This is a genomic window from Xanthomonas campestris pv. phormiicola, from assembly GCA_025666215.1.
GTDB lineage: Bacteria > Pseudomonadota > Gammaproteobacteria > Xanthomonadales > Xanthomonadaceae > Xanthomonas_A > Xanthomonas_A campestris_A.
On the sequence record CP102593.1, the window covers coordinates 3663326 to 3689920 of the forward strand.

The 26595-nt window shown below is 69.9% G+C and carries 19 protein-coding genes; 7 read left to right on the forward strand and 12 right to left on the reverse strand.

Annotation, left to right across the window (positions count from 1 at the left end; all coding sequences use genetic code 11):
* Positions 1 to 67 precede the first annotated feature (67 nt).
* From NRY95_15205 to NRY95_15220, 4 genes are all read left to right on the forward strand, one after another.
* The gene (locus NRY95_15205) at positions 68 to 964 is read left to right on the forward strand and encodes a LysR family transcriptional regulator (protein UYC15069.1); all 897 of its coding nucleotides are present in this window, start codon (positions 68 to 70) and stop codon (positions 962 to 964) included.
* 471 nt (positions 965 to 1435) lie between these two features.
* On the forward strand, positions 1436 to 4123 hold the full coding sequence (locus tag NRY95_15210; protein ID UYC15070.1) for a TonB-dependent receptor: 2688 nt from the start codon (positions 1436 to 1438) through the stop codon (positions 4121 to 4123).
* Positions 4124 to 4145: 22 nt separating this feature from the next.
* Entirely contained in the window at positions 4146 to 5327 is a 1182-nt protein-coding gene (locus tag NRY95_15215; GenBank protein ID UYC15071.1) for an arabinogalactan endo-1,4-beta-galactosidase, read from the forward strand.
* Entirely contained in the window at positions 5324 to 7885 is a 2562-nt protein-coding gene (locus tag NRY95_15220; protein UYC15072.1) for a DUF4982 domain-containing protein, read from the forward strand. Before NRY95_15215 ends, NRY95_15220 begins: the two co-directional genes overlap by 4 nt.
* Positions 7886 to 8156: 271 nt before the next feature.
* On the opposite strand, the gene NRY95_15225 is transcribed toward NRY95_15220, so the two are convergent.
* Positions 8157 to 10085: an alpha-L-fucosidase gene (locus NRY95_15225; protein ID UYC18600.1), complete on the reverse strand. Its 1929-nt coding sequence runs from the start codon at positions 10083 to 10085 to the stop codon at positions 8157 to 8159.
* 447 nt (positions 10086 to 10532) lie between these two features.
* Here NRY95_15225 and mutS point away from each other — a divergent pair, with 447 nt between their 5' ends.
* Positions 10533 to 13145 carry a DNA mismatch repair protein MutS gene (gene mutS / locus NRY95_15230; GenBank protein UYC15073.1) on the forward strand — a complete coding sequence of 871 codons (2613 nt, stop codon included), beginning with the start codon at positions 10533 to 10535 and terminating at the stop codon, positions 13143 to 13145.
* 98 nt (positions 13146 to 13243) lie between these two features.
* Here mutS and NRY95_15235 read toward each other — a convergent pair whose 3' ends face one another.
* Together NRY95_15235 and NRY95_15240 are read right to left on the reverse strand one after the other, a co-directional pair.
* Positions 13244 to 13900 carry a glutathione S-transferase family protein gene (locus tag NRY95_15235; protein ID UYC15074.1) on the reverse strand — a complete coding sequence of 219 codons (657 nt, stop codon included), beginning with the start codon at positions 13898 to 13900 and terminating at the stop codon, positions 13244 to 13246.
* 58 nt (positions 13901 to 13958) lie between these two features.
* The gene (locus NRY95_15240; protein UYC15075.1) at positions 13959 to 14654 is read right to left on the reverse strand and encodes a YafY family transcriptional regulator; all 696 of its coding nucleotides are present in this window, start codon (positions 14652 to 14654) and stop codon (positions 13959 to 13961) included.
* A 430-nt stretch (positions 14655 to 15084) separates the two neighbouring features.
* On the opposite strand from NRY95_15240, the gene katG reads away from it, so the two are divergent.
* Entirely contained in the window at positions 15085 to 17334 is a 2250-nt protein-coding gene (gene katG, locus NRY95_15245) for a catalase/peroxidase HPI (GenBank protein UYC15076.1), read from the forward strand.
* Between the two features lie 433 nt (positions 17335 to 17767).
* On the opposite strand, the gene NRY95_15250 is transcribed toward katG, so the two are convergent.
* On the reverse strand, positions 17768 to 18175 hold the full coding sequence (locus tag NRY95_15250) for an RNA-binding S4 domain-containing protein (protein ID UYC15077.1): 408 nt from the start codon (positions 18173 to 18175) through the stop codon (positions 17768 to 17770).
* On the reverse strand, positions 18168 to 18452 hold the full coding sequence (locus tag NRY95_15255) for a hypothetical protein (GenBank protein ID UYC15078.1): 285 nt from the start codon (positions 18450 to 18452) through the stop codon (positions 18168 to 18170). The genes NRY95_15250 and NRY95_15255 overlap by 8 nt, the downstream gene beginning before the upstream one ends.
* Positions 18453 to 18650: 198 nt before the next feature.
* On the opposite strand from NRY95_15255, the gene NRY95_15260 reads away from it, so the two are divergent.
* Positions 18651 to 20111: an MATE family efflux transporter gene (locus tag NRY95_15260; protein ID UYC15079.1), complete on the forward strand. Its 1461-nt coding sequence runs from the start codon at positions 18651 to 18653 to the stop codon at positions 20109 to 20111.
* A gap of 442 nt (positions 20112 to 20553) precedes the next feature.
* Here the strand turns inward: NRY95_15260 and rplS are convergent, their stop codons facing one another.
* The 7 genes from rplS to ffh form a co-directional block, all read right to left on the reverse strand.
* Complete coding sequence (rplS, locus tag NRY95_15265) at positions 20554 to 20970, reverse strand: 50S ribosomal protein L19 (protein UYC15080.1); 417 nt, start codon at positions 20968 to 20970, stop codon at positions 20554 to 20556.
* Positions 20971 to 21100: 130 nt separating this feature from the next.
* Complete coding sequence (trmD, locus tag NRY95_15270) at positions 21101 to 21883, reverse strand: tRNA (guanosine(37)-N1)-methyltransferase TrmD (GenBank protein ID UYC15081.1); 783 nt, start codon at positions 21881 to 21883, stop codon at positions 21101 to 21103.
* A gap of 77 nt (positions 21884 to 21960) precedes the next feature.
* Positions 21961 to 22473 (reverse strand): ribosome maturation factor RimM, encoded by a 513-nt coding sequence (gene rimM, locus NRY95_15275; GenBank protein ID UYC15082.1) that lies wholly within the window; start codon positions 22471 to 22473, stop codon positions 21961 to 21963.
* 43 nt (positions 22474 to 22516) lie between these two features.
* On the reverse strand, positions 22517 to 22777 hold the full coding sequence (gene rpsP / locus NRY95_15280; protein ID UYC15083.1) for a 30S ribosomal protein S16: 261 nt from the start codon (positions 22775 to 22777) through the stop codon (positions 22517 to 22519).
* Positions 22778 to 22873: 96 nt separating this feature from the next.
* A complete protein-coding gene (locus NRY95_15285; protein UYC15084.1) occupies positions 22874 to 23674 on the reverse strand; it encodes an aminotransferase class IV family protein in 801 nt (266 codons plus the stop codon).
* Complete coding sequence (locus tag NRY95_15290) at positions 23671 to 24741, reverse strand: nitronate monooxygenase (GenBank protein ID UYC15085.1); 1071 nt, start codon at positions 24739 to 24741, stop codon at positions 23671 to 23673. Before NRY95_15290 ends, NRY95_15285 begins: the two co-directional genes overlap by 4 nt.
* Positions 24742 to 25012: 271 nt before the next feature.
* Positions 25013 to 26392 (reverse strand): signal recognition particle protein, encoded by a 1380-nt coding sequence (gene ffh / locus NRY95_15295; protein ID UYC15086.1) that lies wholly within the window; start codon positions 26390 to 26392, stop codon positions 25013 to 25015.
* Positions 26393 to 26595 lie beyond the last annotated feature (203 nt).

Here is a 26595-nt window from a genome sequence, read left to right on the forward strand (position 1 = left end):
CTGCCGATCCTGTCATTCCATCACATAATGTTGGATAGTTCGTTCGCCTCAATCGAACGATCCCGCCGTGACCCTGGAACAACTCGCCCTGTTCGTCGCCGTCGCCGAACGCCAGCACCTGACCCTGGGCGCGCAGGCCGCGCATCGCACGCCGTCGGCGGCCAGCGCCGCGATCAAGGCGCTGGAAACCCGGTACGGCGTGCCGCTGTTCGACCGGGTCGGGCGCGGCATCGCGCTGACCGCCGCCGGCGCGGCGTTCTTCGAGGAAGCCAAGGCGATCCTGGCGCGCACCCGCGCCGCGGAACTGGCCTTGAGCGAATGGCGCGGCGTGCTGCGCGGCACCCTGGACCTGCACGCCAGCCAGACCGTGGCCAGCTACTGGCTGCCGATGCGGCTGATGGCCTTCCACGCGCGCTTCCCGCAGATCCAGATCCGCCTGAGCGTGGGCAACACCGAAAGCGTGGCGCGCGCGGTGGTCGAGGGCCGCGCGGAACTGGGGTTCGTCGAAGGCGGCGTGCACGATCCGCAGTTGCAGCTGTCCGCGCTCGGCCACGACCGCCTGCTGGTGGTCGCCGCGCCGACCCACCCGCTGGCCGGACGCCTGCGCCTGGGGCTGCCGCGGCTGGCCCAGGCCAGCACCTGGATCATGCGCGAAGCCGGCTCGGGCACACGTTCGGAGTTCGAAGCGGCGCTGCGCGCGGCCGGGGTCGCGCCGGAACGCCTGCGCGTGGCGCTGACCCTGCCATCGAACGAAGCGGTGCTGTCGGCGGTGCACGCCGGCCACAGCCTGGCGGCGATCTCGCAGCTGGCGGCCGCGCCGTGGCTGGAAAGCGGCCGCCTGCAAGGCGTCGGCGCGGCGCTGGGCGCGCGCACGTTCCACGCACTGCGCCATCGCGAACGCAGCCTGGGTGCGGCGGCCGCGGCCCTGCTCGACAGCGGCATCGCCAGCGGCGCAGGCGGCTGACGCCGGCCCCACCAGCACGACAGTTGCGGCGATCGGGCATGCCACCCGCGCAGGGGCATCGGCGCGCAAAACCAGCCTTGCGCCTGCGCTGCAGCGGAGGCGTCGCATCCCCCCATCCGCCACCACGCGACCCGCGCGGCCGCCACCGACGGCTCCGCGCATGCCACGCTGCAACATGCCGATCAATTCCAAAATGAGATAGCCGACGCCAAATGCTTCATTGGAACGGAATGACAGCCACTCCTATGCTCGCTCCGGTTCCAGGCGATCGGCGCGGCGGCAAGCGGCCAGGTCCACCACTGACGGCAGCCGGAACACAACACGCCTCGTGCAGCGAGGCCGCGATACAACGCACGTTCGCACTACGCACGGGGACCGCCACGTGCGATTTGCCAGCGCGGCCGGGAAGACCGGATTGCCCGGTCTTCATGTCAACTTGCTCGGTAACTTTCGTCCTGGGAGGGAACAAAGATGCCTTTGGAACACCACCGTCGCCCGGCTTGTCGGCGCGCGCAGCACCCGGCCGGCCGCACGCTGCTCGGCTCGGCCATCGTCCTGGCCCTGGCCAGCAGCTTCGGCGCCCACGCGCAGACCGTCGCCGCCGATCCGGCGCCGCCGGCCGGCACCTCGAGCAGCGATGCCGGGCAGGCACCGGTCACCCTGGACAACGTGATGGTGATCGGCCAGCGCGCCAGCCTCGACCAGGCCGTGCAGGCCAAACAGCTCGACGACCACGTGGTCGAGGTGATCTCCGCCGACAACATGGGGCAGATGCCCAATGTCACCGTGGCCGAGGCGCTGGTGCGCCTGCCCGGCGTCAACGGTACCCGCGACCGCGGCAACGAAAGCCTGGCCACGGTGCGCGGCCTGGGTCCGCGCATGACCATGGGCACCGTCAACGGCCGCGAGATCGCCTCGTCCGAGCCCAACCGCGCGGTGCGCTGGGAAGTGTTCCCCACCGAGATCGTCTCCACGGTCAAGGTCTACAAGACCCAATCGGCGGACCTGGTGGCCGGCGGCATCGCCGCCACGGTGGACATCTCCACGATCAGCCCGCTCGACCATACCGGCCCCACGTTCGTCGGCACCGCCGGCCCGATCTACTACGACGAGGCCAAGGACGTGGACGGCTATTCGCCCTGGGGCAACCGCCTCGGCGCCAGCTGGATCCACCGCTTCAACGACAACCTGGCGATCGCGCTCGGCGCCACCTACCAGAAGCAGAAGAATGCCGGCGTCTCCATCGGCAGCTGGGGCTATACCGACGACAGCAATGCGCGCGACGTCGATGGCGACGGCAAGGTCGACTACACGCCGTGGGGCGCGGCCGACCAGCTCAAGCTGACCGAACAGACCCGGACCGGTGCGATGGGCACCGTGCAGTGGCGCTCGGGCGACTTCGAACTCAAGCTCGACGGCCTGTATTCGCGGATCAAGATCGACGAGGACCAGCGCCAGAACTGGTTCAACAACCTCGGCTACAGCGTCTTCTCCGCCAGCAATCCGTATACCGCGCCCGGCTCGTCCTACACCATCGTCGATGGCGACGTGGTCGCCGCCACGCTGGCCAATTCCAACCTGCAGGTGGACCACGTCATCAGCCACTACAACGAGGTCAAGACGCTCGCCGCCGCCGGCCTCAACGCGAAGTGGAGCGGCGACGTGTGGACCCTGGGCGGCGATCTGTCGTTCTCGCAGGCCAAGCGCGACAACGACTGGCGGGCGATCAAGTTCGGCAGCAATCCCGACACCATCTCCTACGACTTCCGCCACGGCGTCACGCCGTCGATCACCACCAGTTCCGACACGCCCGAATGGGGCATCAGCGGGCAGACCGAGCCGCAGGCGCTGCGCGACCGGATCGCGGCGCTGGCGCTCAGCGCCAGCCGCAGCATCGAGGACTCGCCGATCACCGCACTGCAGTTCGGCGCGCGCGCGGCGCGGCGCGAGAAGCAGAACCGCCATTCCAGCAGTTTCCAGTCCAACTTCGACCAGCCGATCTCCGCGTACCAGGACCTGATTTACCCGGTAAGCATGCCCGACCTGAACGTGCCGGCCCTGACTGGCGGCGACCTGAACGCGATCGCCATGGCCGGCTTCGGCGGCTTCGATCCGAGCCTGGCCAGCGAGCAGTTGCTGGACCATTGGAACGTCAAGGAGAACGTGCGCGAAGCCTTCGCCAAGGCGGTATTCAGTTCGCAGTGGTTCGGCATCGACGTCACCGGCAACGCCGGCGTGCGCGTGGTCCACACCGACACCACCAGCGACGGCTACGACACCATCGGCGGCGTGGTCCAGCCCAGCAGCGCCAGCAACGACTACACCGACGTATTGCCCAGCGCCACGCTCAACTTCCTGCTCGACGACGAGCGCATCCTGCGCTTCTCGGTGGCCAAGGTGATCGCGCGTCCGCCGCTGGACGAACTGCGCACCGGCCGCGCGCTCGACGATCCCAACACCACCGTCGGCCAGCTGACCGGCAGCGGCGGCAACCCGAAGCTGGATCCGTTCCGCGCCACCCAGGTCGACCTGTCCTACGAGTGGTACTTCCACAAGGAAGCGCTGGCCGCGCTGGCGCTGTACCGCAAGTGGGTGGACTCGAGCATCGGCTACAAGACCCAGCACGAGACCATCGACGGCCGCGACTACCTGATCAGCGGCCCGTTCAACGGCGGCGGCGGCTACATCAACGGCGCCGAGCTGACCTTCCAGACGCCGTTCTTCTTCATCCCGCACATGGAGAACTTCGGCGTCTACTCGAACTACTCCTACGTCGAATCCAACCTGCACGAGTTCTCGCCGGCCGACGATCCGCTGCCGCTCAGCGGCCTGGCGCGCAACACCGGCACCTTCGACCTGTGGTACAGCAACAGCAAGTTCGAAGCGCGGGTGGGCTACAAGTACCACAGCCCCTACACCGTGGTGTACGGCTGGAATGCCGCACGCCTGGCGCGGCTGGAGAGCGAAGGCACGGTGGACCTGAGCCTGGCCTGGCGCTTCAGCGAGCACCTGGGGCTGAAGTTCCAGGTCGGCAACCTGACCAACGAGCCGTTGCGCGCCTACAGCGACAACAAGCGCAACCGCCTGGCCAACCAGGACGACGGCGGCTATCAGCTGTTCGGCCGCCGCTTCGCGCTGGAAGCCACCTACACGTTCTGAGCCTTTCTGCCGCAGGTACCGCATGCCGCACCCACGCCGTCACCGGATGCCAGCGCTCGCGCTGGCCCTCGCCGCCGCCCTCGTCTCCGCCGCCGCCGGCGCCGGTCCGCTGTATCTGGGCGCCGACCTGTCCTACGTCAACGAGATGGAAGACTGCGGCGTGCAGTACCGCGAACACGGCGCGGTGCAGGATCCGTTCGTGCTGTTCCATGCGCACGGCGCCAACCTGGTGCGCGTGCGCCTGTGGAACGATGCGCGCTGGACCCGCTACAGCGACCTGAGCGACGTCAAGAAGACCATCCGCCGCGCGCGCGCGCAGGGCATGCAGGTGCTGCTGGACTTCCACTACTCCGACGACTGGGCCGATGGCGAAAAGCAATTGATTCCCAAGGCCTGGGCCGCGATCACCAACCAGGACGAACTGGCGCGCACGCTGTACGGCTACACCTACGACACGCTGAGCGCGCTGGACCGCGCCGGGCTGATGCCGGAGCTGGTGCAGGTCGGCAACGAGAGCAACTCGGACCTGCTGGACAGCCGGCCATGGGACAAGCGGCGGCCGATCGACTGGACGCGCAACGCCAAGCTGCTGCGCGCCGGCATCCAGGCGGTGCGCGACGCCGGCGCGCGTTCGACGATCAAGCCGAAGGTGATGCTGCACATCGCCCAGCCGGAAAACGTGGAGCCGTGGTTCGCCGCGGCGAGCAAGGCCGGCGTGCGCGACTTCGACTTCATCGGCATCAGCTACTACCGCAAGTGGTCCAGCGAATCGATGGCCGGGCTCGGCGCCACCATCAAGCGCCTGCGCCAGCGCTACCCCGCCGAGGTGATGGTGGTGGAGACCGCCTACCCGTGGACGCTGGCCAGCGGCGACACCTCGCAGAACCTGCTCGGCGAGGACTCGCTCATTCGCGGCTACCCGGCCACGCCGCAGGGGCAGCTGGACTACCTGGTCGATCTCACCCAGCTGGTGATCGACAACGGCGGCAGCGGCGTCGTGTACTGGGAACCGGCCTGGACCAGCAGCAGTTGCAAGACGCGCTGGGGCACCGGCTCGTCGTGGGAGAACGCCAGCTTCTTCGATTTCGCGCACGGCAACGAACTGCTGCCCGGCATCGGCTTCATGCGCCACGCCTACCGGCCCGCGCCGCAGGCCGGCACCGACGCGGCGACGCCGCCGCACGCACAGGACCCGCAACCATGATCGAACTGAGCCGACGCGACCTGCTGCGCTCGCTGGTCGCCGGCGGCGTGCAGGCGGCCGTTCCCGGTGCGGCCGCGGCCTTGGCGCCGGCGGCCCTGGCCGCGAGCCCCAGCGACGCTGGCCCGGCGCTGGCGCCGACGCTGGACGAGGACGCGCAAGCGCCGCGCGAACGCCTGCTGTGCGACTTCGGCTGGCGCTTCCACTTCGGCCATGCCGACGACCCGGCGCGCGACTTCAACTTCGGGACGTTCCAACGCACCTACGCCAAGGCCGGCAAGGACACCGCCGACGCGGCCCTGCCCGGCTTCGACGACAGCGCCTGGGACGCGATCGACCTGCCGCACGACTGGGCGGTGGCGCTGCCGCCGCGCCAGGATCCCGCCTCGGCCAGCATCCTGGTCGACGATCCGGCCGCCGCGCACGGCTACAAGCCGCTTGGCCGCAACGATCCGCAGACCAGCATCGGCTGGTACCGGCGCGAACTGGAGATTCCGGCCGACGATCTGGGCAAGCGCATCTGCCTGGAATTCGACGGCGTGTTCCGCGACTGCCTCGTGTTCTGCAACGGCCACATCGTCGGCCGCAACGCCAGCGGCTACTGCGGCTTCGAGGTCGATCTCAGCGACGTGCTCGACTACGGCAAGCGCAACGTCATCGCCGTGCGCGTGGACGCCACCCTGGGCGAGGGCTGGTTCTACGAGGGCGCGGGCATCTATCGCCACGTGTGGCTGCGCAAGACCGATGCGCTGCACGTGCCGACGCATGGCGTGTTCGTGCGCAGCCCGTGGCAAGGCGGCGCCGCGCAGGCGCTGGTCAGTACCGAAGTCGGCAACAGCGGCGCCGAGCCGCGCAACTGCAGCGTCACCTCGGTGATCCGCGCACCGGACGGCCGCATCGTCGCGCGCGCGACCGCCGCGCCGGTCACGGTGGCGCCGGGGCTGCTGCAGCGCGTCGAACAGACGCTCGATCTCGGCACGCCGGCGCTGTGGTCGCCGGACACGCCGCAGCGCTACACCCTGTCCACCCACCTGCACAGCGACGGCCGCGCCTGCGACGCGCTGAGCACGCGCTTCGGCGTGCGCAGCCTGCAGTTCGATCCGCAGCGCGGCCTGCTGCTCAACGGCGCGCCGTTCAAGCTGCACGGCACCAACAACCACCAGGACCACGCCGGCGTCGGCACCGCCATTCCCGACCGCCTGCACGAATGGCGCCTGCGCCAGCTCAAGTCGATGGGCTGCAACGCGTACCGCAGTTCGCACAACCCGGCCGCGCCGGAAGTGCTGGAGCTGTGCGACCGTCTCGGCCTGCTGGTCATCGACGAAACCCGGCGCATGTCCTCCGACAGCGAGGCGCTGGCGGAACTGGAAACGATGGTACGGCGCGGCCGCAACCATCCCTGCGTGCTGCTGTGGTCGCTCGGCAACGAGGAACCGCAGATGGTCACCGTGCGCGGCGCACGCATCGTCGCGCGCATGCAACAACTGGTGCGGCGCCTGGATCCGACCCGCCCCACCACCTTCGCGATGGACCAGGGCTTCGACGACGGCGTCGGCCAGGTGGTGGACGTGGTCGGTTTCAACTACCGCACCCCGCAGATGGACGCCTTCCACGCGCGCCATCCCGACATCCCGATCTACGGCAGCGAGACCGGCAGCACCGTCGGCGTGCGCGGCAACTACCGCAGCGACGACGCGCGCGGCTACGCCCGCGCCTACGACCTCGACTACCCGTGGTGGGCGAGCAGCGCCGAAGCCTGGTGGAGCTACGTGGCGCAACGGCCGTACATCGCCGGCGGCTTCGTCTGGACCGGCTTCGACTACCGCGGCGAACCCACCCCGTACAACCGCTGGCCGAACGTGGCCTCGCAGTTCGGCATCCTCGACAGCTGCGGCTTCCCCAAGGACAACTACTGGTACTACCGCGCGCAATGGACCCGCGAGCCGGTGCTGCACCTGTTCCCGCACTGGAACTGGAACGGCCTGCTGGACGAGCGCGACAACGGCATGGTCGACGTCTGGTGCCACAGCAACCTGGACGCGGTGGAACTGCTGGTCAACGGCGCCAGCCAGGGCCTGCAGCAGGTGCCCGCCTACGGCCATGTCGAATGGCGGGTGAAGTACGCGCCCGGCACCATCGAGGCGCGCGGCTATCGCGATGGCAAGCAGGTGCTGGTGCAGACCCGCCAGACCGCCGGCGCAGCTGCCGCGATACGCCTGCGCAGCGACCGCCCCGAGTTGCTGGCCGACGCCGAGGATGTCGCCGTGGTCGCGGTCGAGATCGTCGATGCGCAAGGCCGCGTCGTCCCGACCGCCGACACCGCCGTGCACTTCGCCGTACGCGGTGCGGGTCGGCTGATCGGTCTGGGCAACGGCGACCCGGCCAGCCACGAGAACGACAAGGGCGACAGCCGCCGCGCCTTCAACGGCCTGTGCATGGCGCTGCTGCAGACCACGCGCACGGCCGGCACGCTGACACTGGAAGCGACCGCGCCTGGGCTGGCGCCAGCGCGGCTGGCGCTGAAGAGCGTGCGCACCAAGGTGCGGCCGTTCGTGGCCTGACGCGGGCGCGTCTTTTTAAGGATCCACGCCGGCGCGCGCGCGGCGGGCGCCGGGCGCTCCCGACGTCCTTCCTGCGCAGACGCCCAGGCGCGCCATCCAAGGCCCGCCCATGCCGTGGTCGGCGCGATGGCGACGCACGCCGGGGTGACGTCGCCGACGCTTCACTCCGAAGTCGATCTTCACCGCATCGGGCATCTCCAAGCCCGTGAAGCTGCGTCGCCCCAGCGATGCGCCACCCCCACCGCGCATGGCGGTGAGGGAGCGCAAGCCGTCATCGCAAACGCGAGAATGCACCGATCCCGGCGATCGCCAGCCGCTCGGCGGGCAGCGCCGTTTCGGCGAACGACAGCCGCAGGTAGCGGATCTGGCGCACCTCGGGGAAATTCAGGCGCTGGGTCGACAGCGCATAGGCGATATTGGACAACTCGCCGGCGCCGGCCGGCTGCCAGTGCTGGCCATCCTCGCTGCTTTCGGCGCGATAGCCTTTCGGCGGCGCCGCGCCGTTCAGCACCGCGCGCGAGGGCGTGAGGCTGAAGCCGGCGACCTGGCGCAGCGCGCCGAGGTCGATGGTCACCTGCGCCGGATGGCCCGGCTTGGGCGCGGGCGCGATCCAGATCGTGCCGGCATCGTCGTCGAGCAGCTTCTCCGCCCCAGGCGCGCTGGCCGCGACGATGCGCCAACCCGCGGTGGACAGCACGTCCGGCGCGTTCGCCGTCGGCCGCGCGACCGCAACCGGCGCAACCGCGCGGAACAGCGCGAATTCGCTGATCGCCGGGCAGACCGGCGCCTCGAGCACGAGCAGACGCACACGGCGCGCGGCGACCGGGGAATCGAGCCGCAGGATCCGCTGCGCACCGATGCATTGCGCTTCGGCCAACCGCCGCCATTGCCCATCGACCTCGGCTTCGATCGCGAAGCGGGTGACGCGCACGCCCAGCGGCAGGTATTCGCGCAGCCGGATCAGGTCGAAGCTGCGCAGCGCCGACAGTTCCAGCGTCAGCGTCGGCGTGGTGACGGCGTCCGGCGTGGACCAGTAGCTGTCCGCCTGGCGGTCGAGCACGCGCGCCGGCTCGAAGCCCTTGCCGCGAGACGCGCTGGCGCTTGCCTTGGCGCCCTTGGCCAGATCGATGGCGAAGCTGGCGCGGATCGCGTCGCCGAAGCTCTGCAGCACCGCGACGTCGTGGTCGGCGATGCGGCCGCGTCGGTCGGGCGGAAGATTGAGGTTCATGTTGGTGCCGCGCGCGACCGAGGTGTCGAAATAGCGCACCAGGTTCTCCGGGCTGCGCACCTTGCCGTCTTCATCGGCATGGTAGAACCAGCCCGGGCGGATCGAGGTGTTGGTTTCGGCCGGCCACCACAGCGCCGCCCCACGCACGCCGGCATTGCCGTTTTCCTGGGTGTAAGGGGCATCGGGCATGGTCGGCCAGCACGGATCGCCGGCGACGCCGTCCTCGTTGCCGACCCAACGGATGTCGGCGCCGAGCGGGTCGAAGGTGCAGGCCAGCGGCTGGTGCTGGTGCACCAGCTCGATCATCCGCGGCCAGTCGTAGTAAGCGGGCGCATCGATCTTGCGCGTTTCGCGCGCTCCACCGTAGTAGCCGTCGCCGCCATTGGCGCCATCGAACCAGAACTCGAACAGGTCGCCGTAGCCCGTGCACAGTTCGACGATCTGCTTGCGGAAATAGTCCAGGTAGCCGGGGCGCCCGTACTCGGCGTGGTTGCGATCCCAGGGCGACAGGTAGATGCCGAAGGCTAGGCCGGCGCGCCGACACGCCGCCGCCATCTCGCCGACGATGTCGCCCTTGCCGTTCTTGTAGGGCGAATTGCGAATGCAATGCTCGGTCAGGCGCGTCGGCCACAGGCAGAAGCCATCGTGGTGCTTGGCGGTAAAAATGAGCCCTTTCAGATTGCCGGCCTTGGCCGCGGCGACGATTTGATCGGCGGAGAAATCGCTGGGATCGAATTTGCGCGGATCTTCGTCGCCGTAGCCCCATTCCTTGTCGGTAAAGGTGTTCATCGCAAAATGCACGAAGGCGTATTGCTCCCACCGATGCCATCGCAGCTGCCGCGCGCTGGGCACGGCGCCCCACGGCGCCGGCCCGCCAGCGCGCGGCGCAGCCGCGATCCGAGCGGCGGAGGCGCTGAAACCTGCGGCGACGGCCACAACACCCGTGGCAAGAAAGGTACGACGATCGATCACTGGCGCCTCCGGCTCTGCACAAGCCTCGGATCTTAGCTTCTTCCAGTGGCGGAACAGCCCTACGTCGAAGCGATGACGGCCGTTCAAGCGCAGAACGTCAACCATATGGCGATCCTTGCCACCGCATGCCTGAGAAGTGCACAGCGCACTGTCACCGATCCCGTTTACACGGACACTTGCAGATGCCGCCAGACGACTGGAGCGCATTTGATGCGGACTCGACGTTGCACATCCAGCGCATAGACCGGACATTTCCTGTCTCTCCTGTGACCACCCCGCAAATGCTCGCGGAAACGGTGCGAGGCTGGGAGTTCCGCAGCGGATCGGCAAGTGCTTGTCGGCCATGGCCGCCATGGCTGGCGCCGCGGCACCCTGTCATTTGCCGGCCGCACCCGTCCATACTTGCCCACGGACAGTCACTTCGAAATTCCTAACCCATTGAATCAGATGCAAAATCGAGAAAAATCCCAAGGTCCTGGCGGCGCAGCGGAGCACACCCCGCTGATGAAGCAGTTCTTCGCCGCCAAGTCCGAGTACCCGGACCTGCTGCTGTTCTTCCGCATGGGCGATTTCTACGAGCTGTTCTACGACGACGCGCGCAAGGCCGCGCGCCTGCTGGACATCACCCTGACCCAGCGCGGCAGCTCGGGCGGTGCGCCGATCCCGATGGCAGGGGTGCCGGTGCATGCCTACGAGGGCTACCTGGCGCGGCTGGTGGCACTGGGCGAGTCGGTGGCGATCTGCGAGCAGATCGGCGATCCGGCGCTGGCCAAGGGCCTGGTCGAGCGCAAGGTGGTGCGCGTGGTCACGCCGGGCACGGTCACCGACGAGGCATTGCTCGACGAGCGCCGCGACACCTTGCTGATGGCGATCGCGCGCACCAAGCACGGCTACGGCCTGGCCTGGGCCGACCTGGCCGGCGGCCGCTTCCTGGTCAACGAGGTCGACAGCGAGGACGCGCTGGAAGCGGAGCTGGCGCGGCTGGAACCGGCCGAGCTGCTGGTGCCCGACGAAGACCAGTGGCCGGAATTCCTGCGCGAACGGCGCGGCGTGCGCCGCCGCGCGCCGTGGCTGTTCGATGCGGACAGCGGCCGCCGCCAGCTGTTGAACTTCTTCCAGCTGCACGACCTCAGCGGCTTCGGCATCGACGACAAGCCTCGCGCCACGGCCGCCGCCGGCGCCCTGCTCGGCTACGTGGAGGAAACGCAGAAGCAGCGCCTGCCGCACCTGACCGCGATCGCGATGGAGACCGCCGCCGAGGCGATCGCGATGAACGCGGCCACCCGCCGCCACCTGGAACTGGACACGCGGGTGGACGGCGACACCCGCAACACCTTGCTCGGTGTGCTCGACAGCACGGTCACGCCGATGGGCGGGCGCCTGCTGCGGCGCTGGCTGCACCGCCCGCTGCGCCTGCGCGAGGTGCTGGTGCAGCGCCACCACGCGGTCGGCACGCTGATCGACCGCGGCGCCGATGCCGACCTGCGCGATGCGTTCCGCGCGCTCGGCGACATCGAACGCATCCTCACCCGGGTCGCGTTGCGTTCGGCGCGGCCGCGCGATTTCTCCACGCTGCGCGACGGCCTGGGCCTGCTGCCGACGGTGCGCGCGGTGCTGGCGCCACTGGATTCGCCGCGCCTGGCCGCGATGGGCGCGGAACTGGGCCAGCACGACGAGATCGCGCACCTGCTGGCCTCGGCGATCGCCGAGCAGCCGCCGCTCAAGCTCAGCGACGGCGGCGTCATCGCCGCCGACTACGACGCCGAACTGGACGAACTGCGCCGGCTCAGCACCCATGCCGACCAGTTCCTGATCGACCTGGAAGCGCGCGAGCGCGCCAGCAGCGGCATCGCCACGCTGAAGGTCGGCTACAACCGCGTGCACGGCTACTACATCGAGATCAGCAAGGGCCAGGCCGACAAGGCGCCGGTGCACTACACGCGGCGGCAGACGCTGACCAACGCCGAGCGCTACATCACCGAGGAACTGAAGAACTTCGAGGACAAGGTGCTGTCGGCGCGCGAGCGCGCGCTGTCGCGCGAGAAGCTGCTGTACGAAGCGCTGCTGGACACGCTGGGCGAACGCCTGGAGCCGCTCAAGCGCGCCGCCGCCGCGCTCAGCGAACTGGACGTGCTGGCCGGCTTCGCCGAGCGCGCGCAGGCGCTGGACTGGGCGCGGCCGGAACTGGAGAGCGCGCCGTGCCTGCGCATCGAGCGCGGCCGCCACCCGGTGGTGGAAGCGGTGCGCGAGCAGCCGTTCGAACCCAACGACCTGGACCTGCATCCGGAGCGGCGCATGCTGGTGATCACCGGCCCGAACATGGGCGGCAAGTCCACCTACATGCGCCAGAACGCATTGATCGTGCTGCTGGCGCACATCGGCAGCTACGTGCCGGCCACGCGCGCGGTGATCGGCCCGATCGACCGCATCCTGACCCGCATCGGCGCCGGCGACGACCTGGCGCGCGGCCAGTCCACCTTCATGGTCGAGATGGCCGAGACCAGCTACATCCTGCACCACGCCAGCGCGCAGTCGCTGGTGCTGATGGACGAGATCGGCCGCGGCACCTCCACCTACGACGGCCTGGCCCTGGCCGACGCGGTGGCGCGCCACCTGGCCCACCACAACCGCTGCTACACCCTGTTCGCCACGCACTATTTCGAACTGACCGCGCTGGCCGACGAATCGGTCGAAGGCGGCGCCAGCGGCATCGCCAACGTGCACCTGGACGCGGTCGAGCACGGCGACAAGCTGGTGTTCATGCACGCGGTCAAGGACGGCCCGGCCAACCGCAGTTTCGGCCTGCAGGTGGCGGCGCTGGCCGGCCTGCCCAAGGCCACCGTCGCGCAGGCGCGGCGGCGGCTGGCGGAACTGGAGCAGCGCGGCGGCGAGAGCCACGCCTCGCAGATGGCGCCGCAGGCGCTGGACGCGCCGCAGCAGTTCGGCCTGTTCGCGGCCGCCCCGTCGGCGGCGCAGGATGCGCTGGCCGCGCTGGATCCGGACGAGCTGACCCCCAAGCAGGCGCTGGAAGCCCTGTACCGGCTCAAGTCGCTGCTGTAGCGCGGCGTGCGGTCCAGCCCCTCTCCCACCGGGAGAGGGGTTGGGGTGAGGGTACGGCGGCGCAGCACGCACAACCGCCAGCGAATCGCGTCCGCTCGCTAGGCGACCGCCGGCGCCACGCTTGCCGGCATGTCCGGATGCGGATGCGCCGCGAGCAATGCAGCATCGATCGCACTGGCACGCAGCAATGCAGGGCGATCGCCATGGCGCTGCGCGAACGTGGCGAATGCCGGGCGCGGCTCGAGCATGCCGATGCGCATGTAGTACGCCAGGCATGCGGCTGTATACAGGTCGGCGGCGCTGAAGCGGTCGCCGGCCAGGTGCTCGCGGCCCGCGACCGCCTGCTCCAGGGTCTGCATCAGGTCGGCCTCGCGGCCATAGCCAGCGCTGCGTGCCGGCGCCAGCGCGCCACCTTCCTTCGCGGTCAACAGCGCCTCGACCGGGCCGGCCATGAAGAACAGCCAGCGATAGTAATCGGCGCGCGCCGGCGATCCCGGCGGCGGCGCCAGTTGCCGCTCCGGCACCAGATCGGCCAGATAGGCGCAGATCGCCGCGTTCTCGGTGACCACGGTGTCGCCGTGGCGCAGCGCCGGGACCTTGCCCATCGGGTTGATCGCCAGATAGGCCGGCGCCTTCATCGTGGTGCCGTAGTCGAGGACGACCGCCGTGTACGGCAGGCCGGTTTCCTCCAGCATCCAGCGGGCGACGCGGCCGCGCGACAGGGGGTGGGTGTAGAGCACGATCTCGGTGGACATGGTCAGACTTCCGTGGTGGACAGCCTGCAGTCTGGTCCTGCCCTGCTGACAGGTGCTGTCAGTGGTCGGCGCCGTAACCGGTGGCCGCGCGCCAGCGCTTGATCAGCAGATGGCGGCGCGAGGGATAACGCTCGCCGTCGTCGGCCAAGGCCAGCACCCGGTCGGCGCGGAAGTGGCGGAAATCGCGGCGCAGTTCGCACCAGGCGGCGATCATGCCGTAGCCGCCGAGGAAGGCCATCGCGAACGGCCAGATCAGCCGTTGCGAGGCCGCGCCGTTGGCATCGGCGTACTCCATGCGCAGCACGTGTTCGAGGCGGATGCCACGGCGCAGCACCGGCAACCATGGCGCGGGCGGTTGTGTGGCATCGGCCGCGGGCACCAGCAGTCCGCTGGTCTCGATCGCCAGGCGCAGGTTGCCGGGCAGCGTGGCCGCGATCCGCGCCACCGCGCGCTGCGCCGCCTGCGCCAGTTCCGGATCGGCCTGGCGCGCCACCCAGCGCGCGCCCAGGGTCAACGCTTCCAGTTCGTCCTCGCTGAAATTCAGCGCCGGCAGCAGGAAGCCGGGACGCAGCACGTGGCCGACGCCGGGATCGCCGAGGATGTCGGCGCCCTGCACGCGCAAGGTCGCGATATCGCGGTACAGCGTGCGCAGGCTGACGCCCAGCGCGGCGGCGAGCTGGGCACCGGCCACCGGCCGGCGGCGTCCGCGCAAGGCGTCGAGCAGATGCAGCAGACGGTTCGCACGGATGGCCATCGCGTCAGGATAGTGGGCTTTGCCGCTTCCGATCACCGCCGCGGAGATTCGCCGTCGCGCTGCACAATGCCTCCGATGCGCTCGGCGCGCCCGCGCCGCAGATCGATCGCCGATCTCCACACCGACAGGCGCCGCACGTGCGCAGGCGCGTTATCCAGCGAGTGCCAAGGCGGTTCGGCGCGATCCGGTCAAAACCCGGACATGCTCCACCGCGATCCTCGAATCGCTACGCACCGCTATCCTATAGGTATCTTCTATCGATTCCGTAGGATCATTCGAATTCCCTACCGCAACGTCCCCGCCTATCGTGTCCTCCAATCGCCGTGCGCCATGCTTGCACTCCTTGCATCCCAGCCGCCCGGCCCCGCCATCACGCGCACCGTACGACCACGGCGCGCGGCCACCCAGCGTCCATCAAGGTAGCCTAGCCATGACCAGCGAATCGAAATGCCCGTTCCACAGCGCCGCCAGCAGCGGCACCACGAACAAGGACTGGTGGCCGAAGCAGTTGCGCGTGGATCTGCTCAGCCAGCATTCGTCCAGATCCAATCCGCTGGGCGAGACGTTCGATTACGCCAAGGCGTTCAACGCGCTCGACCTGCAGGCGCTGAAGCAGGACCTGCGCGCGTTGATGACCGATTCGCAGGACTGGTGGCCGGCCGACTTCGGCCACTACGGCCCGTTGTTCATCCGCATGGCCTGGCATAGCGCCGGCACCTATCGCACCGGCGACGGCCGTGGCGGCGGCGGTCGCGGCCAGCAGCGCTTCGCCCCGCTCAACAGCTGGCCGGACAACGTCAGCCTGGACAAGGCGCGGCGCCTGCTGTGGCCGATCAAGCAGAAGTACGGGCAGGCGATTTCCTGGGCCGACCTGATGATCCTCACCGGCAACGTCGCGCTGGAATCGATGGGCTTCAAGACTTTCGGTTTCGCCGGCGGCCGCGAAGACACCTGGGAGCCGGACCAGGACGTGTACTGGGGCCGCGAGACCACCTGGCTGGGCGGCGACGTGCGTTATGCGCACGGCTCGGACGGCGTGGACAAGGCCGGCGGCGTGCTGGTCTCCGACGACGATGCCGATGGCGACGTGCACACGCGCGATCTGGAAAACCCGCTGGCCGCGGTGCAGATGGGCCTGATCTACGTCAATCCGGAAGGCCCGGACGGCAATCCCGATCCGCTGCTCGCCGCCAAGGACATCCGCGACACCTTCGCGCGCATGGCGATGAACGACGAAGAGACGGTGGCGCTGATCGCCGGCGGCCACACGTTCGGCAAGACCCATGGCGCCGGCCCGGCCGACAACGTCGGCGCCGAGCCGGAGGCCAGCGACCTGGAGTCGCAGGGCCTGGGCTGGCACAACCGCTTCGGCAGCGGCAAGGGCGGCGACACCATCACCAGCGGCCTGGAGGTCACCTGGACCACCACCCCGGCGCAGTGGAGCAACGATTTCTTCGAACACCTGTTCAAGTTCGAGTGGGAGCTGAGCAAGAGCCCGGCCGGCGCGCACCAGTGGGTGGCGAAGAATGCCGAGGCGCTGATCCCGGACGCGCACGATGCGTCGAAGAAGCATCTGCCGACCATGCTCACCACCGACCTGGCGCTGCGCTTCGATCCGGCCTACGCCGCGATCTCGCGCCGCTTCCTGGAACACCCCGAGCAGTTCGCCGATGCCTTCGCCCGCGCCTGGTTCAAGCTGACCCACCGCGACATGGGTCCGCGTGCGCGCTACCTGGGTCCCGAGGTGCCGACCGAAGAACTGGTTTGGCAGGATCCGATCCCCGCGCTGGACCACGCGCTGGTCGATGCGCAGGACATCGCCGCGCTCAAGCAGATGCTGCTCAGCTCAGGCCTGAGCATCGCGCAACTGGTCTCGACCGCCTGGGCGTCGGCCTCCACCTTCCGCGGCTCGGACAAGCGCGGCGGCGCCAACGGCGCGCGCATCCGCCTGGCCCCGCAAAAGGATTGGGAGGTCAACCAGCCCAAACAGCTGGCGCAGGTCCTGTCCGTGCTGGAGCGCATCCAGGCGCAGTTCAACGGCGCGCAGAGCGGCGGCAAGAAGATCTCGCTGGCCGACCTCATCGTGCTGGGCGGCGCGGCCGCGGTCGAGCAGGCCGCGAAGAACGCGGGGCAGAGCCTGACCGTGCCGTTCGTGCCGGGGCGCATGGACGCCACCCAGGCGCAGACCGACGTCGCATCGTTCGCGGTGCTCGAACCGGCGGCCGACGGCTTCCGCAACTACAGCAAGCGCCGCTACGCGGTCTCCGCCGAAGCGTTGTTGATCGACAAGGCGCAGTTGCTGACCCTGACCGCGCCGGAGATGACCGTGCTGATCGGCGGACTGCGCGTGCTCGGCGCCAATGTCGGGCAGTCGGCGCACGGCATGTTCACCAAGCGCAGCGACACGCTGAGCAACGACTTCTTCGTCAACCTGCTGGACATGGGAATCGAGTGGAAGGCGACCTCGGACACCAAGGAGCTGTACGCCGGCCGCGACCGCGCCACCGGCGAGCAGACCTGGACCGGCACGCGCGTGGACCTGGTGTTCGGTTCCAATTCGATCCTGCGTGCGCTGGCCGAGGTGTACGCCAGCGCCGATGCCCAGCCGAAGTTCGTGCAGGACTTCGTCGCGGCCTGGACCAAGGTGATGCAGCTGGACCGTTTCGATCTGGCGGCGTGAGGACGAGGGCCTGCCCGCTGCATTGGGCAGGCTGTCGATCGCCGGGGCCTGCCGGGATGATCCGGAGCAGGTCGGCAACAGCAGTTTCTGCACTGCGCGACATGGGTAAAAAGCGCCCTGGCCTGCCGGGGCGTTCGCGTGGGCGTCATGGCATAGGCATCGCGACGGTCAGGCTGATGCAAGCCGGTCGTTGAAAGTGATTCGGGCCCGGGGCCTTCAATCCACACTGCCCGACACCGACGGTTCACCGCTTCGCTCGTCGCGCCCGAAGTCGCTCGCACAGCGCAACCGGCGAGCGAGAAGCATGCCGGCCCGTTGTGGGAGGAACTTCAGTCCCGACTGCGTGATGCCTGGCGAAGCGCCCGCCCGATGATCGCGAGCGGGGTGGCCGCAGTCACCGGAGCTGCGGCTTCGCAGACAACTCCGCCCGTGCCTACAACGCGTCCAGATCGCCCAGCGCGCGGATCAGCCGCCGCGCGCGCTTGTCCGGCTTGCCGTCGGGGGCCTGGTAGCCGTTGCGTTCGGCGCTGCGTTGCGCGCGTTGCTGCGCGCGCCGCTCGCGCGAGGCGTCGCTCTCCTGGTACAGCGTCTGCGCGACGCTGGCCGGGCCGCGGTCGTCGCTGAGCGCCAGCACCTGGATCTCGAATACCTCCTCGCCGCGCTCCACGCGCAGCTGCTCGCCCACGCGCACCGCGCGCGAGGATTTCGGCCGCTGCCCGGCCACGTCGACCTTGCCGGTTTCCACCGCCTGCTTGGCCACGCTGCGGGTCTTGAAGAAGCGTGCGGCCCACAGCCAGACATCCAGCCGGACCGCACTCGGTTGCGCTAGCGGTTCATTCATCGTGCTTACGGAAATCCACCTGCATGGGTTGGGGATCGGATCGCTCGCTGGACCACTGCAGCGACTGTTGTGGATGGCAGCGCTGCCAGCGCTGGCTGACCGCCAGGCCGTCGGCGCGTTGCGGGAGCGCGCTGGCGGCCTCGCCGACCAGACATTCCGGGCGCTCGCCGGGCCGCACATTGGCACTGCCCCAGCGCGCGGTGTCGGCGCAGCCGGCCAGGACCAGCGCCAGCGCGCTGCATCCGATCCACTGCAGATTGCGGCGCGCTCGCGGCATTGCAAGTTCCTCGCATGAGTGCAGCGCGGACAACCTGCGCCCAGAGACCTGCAACTGCGCCACAAGGCCGGCGTCCGCATCGATGCATTCAGTCTAGGACGTTCCCGGCCGCGCCACATCCGCCATGCGTCGCCTCCCCGGGGTCGCGCGCAGGTGCTAGTGTGCGCGGCTCCCCGCTCCCGTCCCTGCAGGCAAGCGATGGCCAAGCCCGCCACCCTCACCGAAGGCCCGATCGGCCGGCAGTTGCTGCTGTTCGCGCTGCCGATCCTGGCCGGCAACATCGCGCAGTCGCTGAACGGGTCGGTCAATGCGATCTGGGTGGGCCGCTACCTCGGCGAGGCGGCGCTGACCGCGGCGGCCAACGCCAACAGCATCATGTTCTTCCTGATCGGCTCGGTGTTCGGGATCGGCATGGCCGCCACCATCCTGATCGGCCAGGCGATGGGCCGCGGCGACGTGCTGCAGGCGCGGCGGGTGATGGGCACCAGCGCCACGTTCTTCATCGGCATCTCGGTGCTGATCGCGGCCGGCGGCTGGTGGCTGGCGCGGCACCTGCTCGCGGCGATGGGTACGCCGGCCGCCTCGTTGCCGCTGGCCGAGGCCTATCTGCGGGTGATCTTCCTGGCGATGCCGCTGCTGTACGCGTTCGCGTTCCTGTCCGCGGCGCTGCGCGGCACCGGCGATTCGCGCACGCCATTCCGCTTCCTGCTGCTGTCGGTGGTGCTGGACATCGGCTTCAATCCGCTGCTGCTGTTCGGGCTGGGGCCGTTCCCGAAGCTGGGCATCGCCGGCGCCGCCTGGGCCACGCTGATCGCCCAGGCCATCGCCCTGGGCGGCCTGCTGCTGTACCTGCGGCACAAGCGCCATGTGCTGTGGCTGGGCCGGCAGGACGCGCGGCTGTTCCGCATCGACCCGACGATCCTGCGCGCGCTGGTGGTCAAGGGCGTGCCGATGGGCCTGCAGATGGTGCTGATCTCGCTGGCGATGATCGTGATGATCTCGATGGTCAACGGCTACGGCACCGATACCTCGGCCGCCTACGGCGCGGCGATGCAGCTGTGGACCTATGTGCAGATGCCGGCGATGGCGATCGGTGCGGCCTGCTCGTCGATGGCCGCGCAGAACGTCGGCGCGCAGCGTTGGGACCGGGTTGCGGCAGCCGCGCGGAAGGGCGTGCTGTTCAACTTCCTGCTGACCGGCGCGCTGATCGCGCCATTGATCCTGCTCGACCGCTGGACCCTGGCGCTGTTCCTGCCGCCGCACAGCGCCGCGCTGGAGATCGCGCGCCACCTCAACCACATCGCGGTATGGTCGTTCCTGTTCTTCGGCGTGACCTTCGTGATCTCCGGCGTGGTCCGCGCCACCGGCGCGGTGCTGCCGCCGCTGCTGATCCTGGCGCTGGCGCTGTGGGGCATCCGCGTGCCGTTCGCGCAGCTGCTGCAGCCGCAGTTCGGCGCCGATGCGGTGTGGTGGAGCTTCCCGATCAGTTCGATCTGCTCGATGACCCTGTCGCTGGCCTATTACCGCTGGGGCAACTGGCGCAAGGCGCGGATGCTGAACCAGCCGCGCCCCGAGGAAATGGCCAGCCCCGCGGAAGTGCCGGCGCAGCCCCCGGCCGCGATCGCGGATGTGTCGATCGCGCAGGATCCGGCGCGCTGAGCGCGGGTACTCGCGGTTCGGCCCGCGCGGTATCGCGTGGATGCCTCTTCAGTTGCGGCCGGCCCTCTCGGCAAAGCCCGTCGCGACTGAAGTCGCTCCCACAAAAAGCCTGCGGCAACTGCGCGAGAACACTCTCGCTTTGTCCCGACCGAAGCGGCATCGAGGAAACGCGGCCGGGGGCCGACGCCGTCGAGGCCTGGCCGCACGCAGGGTCCACGGCTTCGCTCGGTCGCGGTTGAAACCGCTCGTGCAGGAAGCTGGCTGGGTGCACTGCAGGAGGGGCTCCAGCCCGGCCGGCATTCCAGCCCAGCCCATGCCCGGCGCAAGCCAGCCCATTGGACGCAACGGCGCACCCCCCCCGGAATCGCGGTCACGCCGCCGCACCAACGCAAACGGCCGCCCGAAGGCGGCCGTCGCGGCAGCGACCGGAGTCGCTGGGGGATTACTCGGCCTTGGCGGCGGCCGCAGCGGCCTGGCGCGCGACCTTGGCCTGCGCAGCGGCGGCCAGATCTTCCTTGATGCGGGCGGCCTTGCCTTCCAGGCCACGCAGGTAGTACAGCTTGCCGGCGCGGACCTTGCCGCGGCGCTTCACTTCGACCGAGTCGATGATGGCGCTGTGGCTCTGGAACACGCGCTCCACGCCGAAGCCGTGGGAGATCTTGCGCACGGTGAACGAGGAGTTCAGGCCGGCGTTCTTGGTGCCGATCACCACGCCTTCGTAGGCCTGCACGCGCTCGCGGTTGCCTTCCTTCACCTTGACGTTGACGACGATGGTGTCGCCCTGGTTGAACTCCGGCAGCTTGCGCTGGATCTGGGCGGCTTCGAAGTCGGCCAGGATGGTCTTGTTGAGCTTGCTCATGGTGGGCACCGCTTGTGTCTGGTGAGGTGGTCCGGCAGTCGCCGCACGGCGATTGCGCGATATACGATGGGCCAAGCACAGAGGGCTTGACCGGAAAGCCGGGCATTTTAACCCAGTCGCGACGCCGTGGCTAGGGCTTGGATGGATTTTCCTGCAGCGGCGCCGGATCGGCCTGCAGGCCCTGGCGGAACTCCTCCAGCAGCCGCCGGTCGGCCTTGCTCAGCGCGGCCTCGTCCAGCAGGTCCGGGCGCCGCAGCCAGGTCCGGCCCAGCGCCTGCATGCGCCGCCAGCGCGCGATCGCGGCGTGGTTGCCGGAGCGCAGGATGGCCGGCACCTCGCCCAGCGCGTGCTCGCGCGGATGGGTGTAGTGCGGGCAGTCGAGCAGCCCGTCCGGGCCTTCGAAGCTGTCCTGGGCGGCAGACTCGGCATCGTTCAGCGCGCCCTCCTGCAGCCGGGTCACCGCATCGACCAGCACCGCCGCGGCCAGTTCGCCGCCGGACAGCACGTAGTCGCCGATCGAGAGCTCCTCGTCCACCGCGGCGGCGACGAAGCGCTCGTCCACGCCCTCGTAGCGCCCGCACAGCAGCACCAGCCGCGGCAGCGCCGCCAGCTGGCGGGCCTTGGCCTGGGTCAGCGGCGCGCCCTGCGGGCTCAGGTAGATGACCGGCGCCGGCTGCGGGTCGGCGGCGCGTACCGCCTCCAGGCAGGCCTGCAGCGGCTCGATCATCATCACCATGCCCGGGCCGCCGCCGAACGGGCGGTCGTCCACCTTGCGGTAGCCGCCCGTGGCGTAGTCGCGCGGGTTCCAGCCGTGCAGGTCCAGCAGCGCGCGCTCCTGCGCGCGGCCGACCACGCCGAATGCGGCGCACTGGGCGACGAATTCGGGGAACAGGCTGATGACGTCGATGCGCATGAGGCGGGGATTGGGGAGTCGGGATTGGGGATTGGTCGGAGCAACGGCCACGGCAGGCGCATGCGCGCCCGCCTCGCTCAGAACTCGGGGTCCCAGTCGACCACGATCAGGTTGGCATCGAAATCCACCGACTTGACGTAGTCCGGCTGCACGAACGGCAGCAGCCGCTCGCGGTCGCCGCGCACCACCAGCACGTCGTTGGCGCCGTTGGAGAACAGGTGCGAGACCTGCCCCAGGGCCACGCCGTCGACGGTGCGCACGTCCATGCCTTCCAGGTCCACCCAGTAGTATTCGTCGGGCTTGGGCGGCGGCAGGGTGTCACGCGCCACGTAGATCTCGGTGCCGCGCAGCGCCTCGACCGCATCGCGATCGGTGACGTCGGGCAAGGTGACCACCAGGTGCTTGCTGGATTCGCGGCCGCGCACGCCGCTCAGGGTGCTTTCGCTGCCGTCAGGCTTGCGCACGATCCAGGGCTGGTAGCGAAAAATGGCGAGGCGCGGCTCGGTCCACGACTCGAGCTTGGCCTCGCCACGTACGCCGAAGGCGCCCAGGATCCTGCCCAGCAGGATACGGCGCTGGCTGTCTTTCATGGGTGCAAAAACCGAAGGGCCGCGCGTGGCGCGGCCCGCAGGATCAGGCCGCGGCGGCCTGGGCCTTGGTCGCTTCCTTGTACAGGTTGCGCACCTTGTCGGTCAGCTGCGCGCCATTGGACACCCAATGATCCACGCGCGGCAGGTCGAGCACGATGCGCGGCTCGGCGCCCTGCGCGACCGGGTTGTAGTAGCCCAGGCGCTCGATGTTGCGGCCGTCGCGCGCGCTGCGCACGTCGGTGACGATGATGTGGTAGAAGGGGCGCTTCTTGGCGCCGCCACGGGTAAGGCGAATCTTGACCATGGTGAGTTTTCCGGTGTTGCCCAGTCGCCAGGATGGCGCGGTGAACTGCCGATTATAGCCGGCGCCCGGAACGCTGCCAAGTCGCCCCCGGCTCCGTCAGATCGCTTGCCAGGGTTGGGTCTCGACCGCGTCGTTCAGCATCCGCAACAGCTCCGTGGCCGGCCCCAGCGCCTGCCCGTCCACCGCGGCGATGGCCTGCTGGCCGCGCGCATTGCAGGCGAAGACCGCGGCGAACCCGGCCAGTTCGCGCACATGCAGCGGCCGCAGCTGCTGGGCCACGCCGAGCGCGGCCAGCCCGGCCTGCAGCAACCGCTCCTGGGTGCCGCGCAAGGCCGGCGCCCGCGGCCAGACCACGCCCTGCCCGTCCCAGGCACCGAGGTTCCAGGTCGAACCCTCGGCGACCAGGCCCTGGGCATCGACGAACAGCGCATCGTCGAAACCGGCCTGCAGCGCCAGCCGGCGCTGGTGGAACAGGGCGAAGGTGCCGGCGTGCTTGATCTGCGGCAGCTCGCGCGCGAACGCCACGCTGCGCAGCCGCAGCGGCGCGGCATCCGGCTGGGCGGGCGCGGACAGCGCCACCAGCAGTTCCGGCGTGCAGGCCGCATCGGCGCGGCGGAAATCGAAGTCGCGGGCGAACACGCTGGCACGCAGCGCCGCATCGGCGCTGCCGAACGCGGCCAGCGCCGCGCGCAACTCGGCGCGGATCCGATCGGCCGGCAGTTCGCTGCCGAACAGCGTGCGCGTGGCCGCGTCGAGCCGCTGCAGGTGCAGGTCGAAACCGCGCACCGCGCCGGCGCGCACCTGCATCGTGCTGAAGTGGCCGTAGTTGACCAGCGCCGGCGCGGCCAGCGCGTCCGCGCCCGCCGGGCGCCCGTTGCAGAACAGCCGGGCGCTCACAGCAAGGCCTGCGCCTGCATCCACCAGGTTTCCAGCAGCGTCGCCGCCGGCTGCGCCGGCGCCATCCACGCCGCCTGCCCGGCCCAGGCCTGCATCGCCGCGAGCCGGTCGTCGCGGACCGCGGCCTGGCGCATCGGCGCGGTCAGCCCGCGCTGCACCGGGTAGGGCCGCGGCGGCGGCGCCGTCGGCCCGGCCGCGGCGCGCACGTAGTCGGTGGCCAGCGCACGGCCGAGGCGGCCGGAAAAGGCGCGGGTCAGCGTGGTCTGCTCCGGTTCGGCGCCGGCCAGCGCCTCGGCCCAGGCCGGCGCCAGCGCCGCTTCCGGCGTGCGCAGGAACGCGGTGCCGATCTGCACCGCACTGGCGCCCAGGGTCAGCGCCGCAGCGATGCCGCGGCCATCGGCGATGCCGCCGGCGGCGATCACCGGCACGTCCAGGCGGTCGGCCAGCCGCGGCACCAGCGCGAACAACCCGGTCAGTTGCTGCTCGGCGCGCGCCGCATCGAACGCGCCGCGGTGGCCGCCGGCCTCGGCCCCCTGCGCGACCACCGCATCGGCGCCGGCCGCCTGCGCCGCCAAGGCCTCGTCCAGCGTGGTGGCGCAGGCGAACCAGGCGATGCCGGCCTGCTTCAACTGCGCCACGAAGGCGGGCGCGAACAGGCCCATGATCGAGGACGCCACCGCGGGACGCGCATCCAGCAGTGCGGCGCATTGCGCGCCGAAATCGGCCGGACCGGCATCGCCTGCAGCGGCCTCGACCGGCGCCCCCCATTGGGCGAGGAATGCGCGGGTGACGGCCTCGGCCGCGGCGTCGCGCAGCGGCGGCGGATCGGGCACCCACAGGTTGACCTGCGCCGGTGCGTTGGTATGGCGCCGAAACGCATCCATCCAGGTGCCGATGTCCGCGGCCGAGGACAGCACCGCGCCCATCGCGCCCATGCCGCCGGCCTGGGCGACGGCCACCGACAGCGGCACCGGGCAGGCGCCGGCCATCGGCGCCAGCAGGATCGGCGTGCGCAGGCCGAAGCGCGCGCAGAAGGCGGTCACGCGGTGGTGCAGCGAATCGTGCATGGCGGGTCGATGCCGCGGTGGCGGCGTGTCGGATGATGGCGCAGCGGATGATGCCAGTTTCTGCGCAGCGGCTGCGGGGTGCGGCAGGCGCGGGGCGAAGGCTGCATCCGGATGGATGGCGGGTGGCTTCGCGCCTGCCCGCTCCCGGCCCTTCCAGTCATGGCGAGGTGGCTTCGCCCCGACCCACTCCCAGCCCCTCCATGCATGGCGAGGTGGCTTCGCCCCTACCCTCACCCCAACCCCTCTCCCGGGGGGAGAGGGGCTTTACGGTTCAGCGGAACGGCAGGCCGCCGCGGCCGCCCATGCCGCCCATCATGCCCTTCATGCCGCGCATCAGGCCCTTCATGCCGCCGCCGGCCATCTTCGACATCATCTTTTCCATCTGCTGGTACTGCTTCATCAGCTTGTTGACATCGGCCGGCTGGGTGCCGGAACCGCGCGCGATGCGGGCGCGGCGCGAACCGTTGAGCAGGGTCGGGTTGCGCCGCTCCTTCTTGGTCATCGAGCCGATGATCGCGATCATCCGCGGCACGTCCTTGTTGCCGGCAACCTGCTGCTTGAGGTGCTCGGGGATCTGGCCCATGCCCGGCAGCTTGTCCATCAGCCCGGACAGGCCGCCCATGTTCTGCATCTGCTCGAGCTGGTCGCGCATGTCGTTGAGGTCGAACTTCTTGCCCTTGGCGACCTTCTCGGCGAGCTTCTGCGCCTTGTCCTTGTCGACCTGGTGCTCGACCTGCTCGACCAGCGACAGCACATCGCCCATGTCCAGGATGCGGCTGGCCAGGCGATCGGGATGGAACACGTCCAGGCCGTCGGGCTTCTCGCCCACGCCGATGAACTTGATCGGCTTGCCGGTGATGTAGCGCACGCTCAGCGCGGCGCCGCCGCGGGCATCGCCGTCGGTCTTGGTCAGCACCACGCCGGTCAGCGGCAGCGCCTCGCTGAACGCCTTGGCGGTGTTGGCCGCGTCCTGGCCGGTCATCGCATCGACCACGAACAGGGTTTCGGCCGGGTTGATCGCCGCGTGCAGCGCCTTGATCTCGGCCATCATCGCCGCGTCGATGGCGAGGCGGCCGGCAGTATCCACCAGCAGCACGTCGACGAAGGACTTGCGCGCATCGGCGATCGCGGCGCGGACGATGTCCACCGGCTGCTGCGTCGCCTCGGACGGGAAGAACAGCACGCCGACCTGTTCGGCCAGGGTCTTGAGCTGTTCGATCGCGGCCGGGCGGTAGACGTCGGCCGAGACCACCATCACCTTCTTCTTGCGCTTTTCCTTCAGGTGCTTGGCCAGCTTGCCGACCGTGGTGGTCTTGCCGGCGCCCTGCAGGCCGGCCATCAGCACGATCGCCGGCGCCGGCACGTTGAGGTTGAGGTCGCTGGCGGCCGAGCCCATCACCGTGGTCAGCTCGTCGCGCACGACCTTGATCAGCGCCTGGCCCGGGGTCAGGCTCTTGAGCACTTCCTGGCCGACCGCGCGCACCTTGATGCGCTCGATCAGCGCCTGCACCACCGGCAGCGCGACGTCGGCCTCGAGCAGCGCGATGCGCACTTCGCGGGTGGCTTCGCGGATGTTCTCCTCGGTCAGGCGGCCGCGGCCGCGCAGGCGCTGCATGGTGCCGGAGAGGCGTTGGGTGAGGGATTCGAACATGCGGGCGGGTCGCAGACGGGAAACGGTCGTCGATTATAGCCGCGCCCGCCGGCGATCCCGGAGACGGCCGCGGCTCTGGCCTGCCGCCGCATCGGCGGCCGGGCGCCGTACTCGGTGCCGCTGGCCGCCGGCCGTCTGTTGCTGCCGCCGAAGGCGCAGGCGCATGGCGCGCTGCTTGGACGCGGCGCCAGCAGACGCACCCG

Bases quoted from the DNA above. Each gene is read 5' to 3' on its own strand.
- NRY95_15290 (UYC15085.1), bottom strand. From the start codon at position 24,741: ATGCACGATTCGCTGCACCACCGCGTGACCGCCTTCTGCGCGCGCTTC.
- NRY95_15250 (UYC15077.1), bottom strand. From the start codon at position 18,175: ATGAATGAACCGCTAGCGCAACCGAGTGCGGTCCGGCTGGATGTCTGG.
- NRY95_15220 (UYC15072.1), top strand. From the start codon at position 5,324: ATGATCGAACTGAGCCGACGCGACCTGCTGCGCTCGCTGGTCGCCGGC.
- ffh (UYC15086.1), bottom strand. From the start codon at position 26,392: ATGTTCGAATCCCTCACCCAACGCCTCTCCGGCACCATGCAGCGCCTG.
- NRY95_15215 (UYC15071.1), top strand. From the start codon at position 4,146: ATGCCGCACCCACGCCGTCACCGGATGCCAGCGCTCGCGCTGGCCCTC.
- NRY95_15235 (UYC15074.1), bottom strand. From the start codon at position 13,900: ATGTCCACCGAGATCGTGCTCTACACCCACCCCCTGTCGCGCGGCCGC.
- NRY95_15260 (UYC15079.1), top strand. From the start codon at position 18,651: ATGGCCAAGCCCGCCACCCTCACCGAAGGCCCGATCGGCCGGCAGTTG.
- NRY95_15255 (UYC15078.1), bottom strand. From the start codon at position 18,452: ATGCCGCGAGCGCGCCGCAATCTGCAGTGGATCGGATGCAGCGCGCTG.
- rpsP (UYC15083.1), bottom strand. From the start codon at position 22,777: ATGGTCAAGATTCGCCTTACCCGTGGCGGCGCCAAGAAGCGCCCCTTC.
- rplS (UYC15080.1), bottom strand. From the start codon at position 20,970: ATGAGCAAGCTCAACAAGACCATCCTGGCCGACTTCGAAGCCGCCCAG.
- mutS (UYC15073.1), top strand. From the start codon at position 10,533: ATGCAAAATCGAGAAAAATCCCAAGGTCCTGGCGGCGCAGCGGAGCAC.
- katG (UYC15076.1), top strand. From the start codon at position 15,085: ATGACCAGCGAATCGAAATGCCCGTTCCACAGCGCCGCCAGCAGCGGC.
- rimM (UYC15082.1), bottom strand. From the start codon at position 22,473: ATGAAAGACAGCCAGCGCCGTATCCTGCTGGGCAGGATCCTGGGCGCC.
- NRY95_15240 (UYC15075.1), bottom strand. From the start codon at position 14,654: ATGGCCATCCGTGCGAACCGTCTGCTGCATCTGCTCGACGCCTTGCGC.
- trmD (UYC15081.1), bottom strand. From the start codon at position 21,883: ATGCGCATCGACGTCATCAGCCTGTTCCCCGAATTCGTCGCCCAGTGC.
- NRY95_15210 (UYC15070.1), top strand. From the start codon at position 1,436: ATGCCTTTGGAACACCACCGTCGCCCGGCTTGTCGGCGCGCGCAGCAC.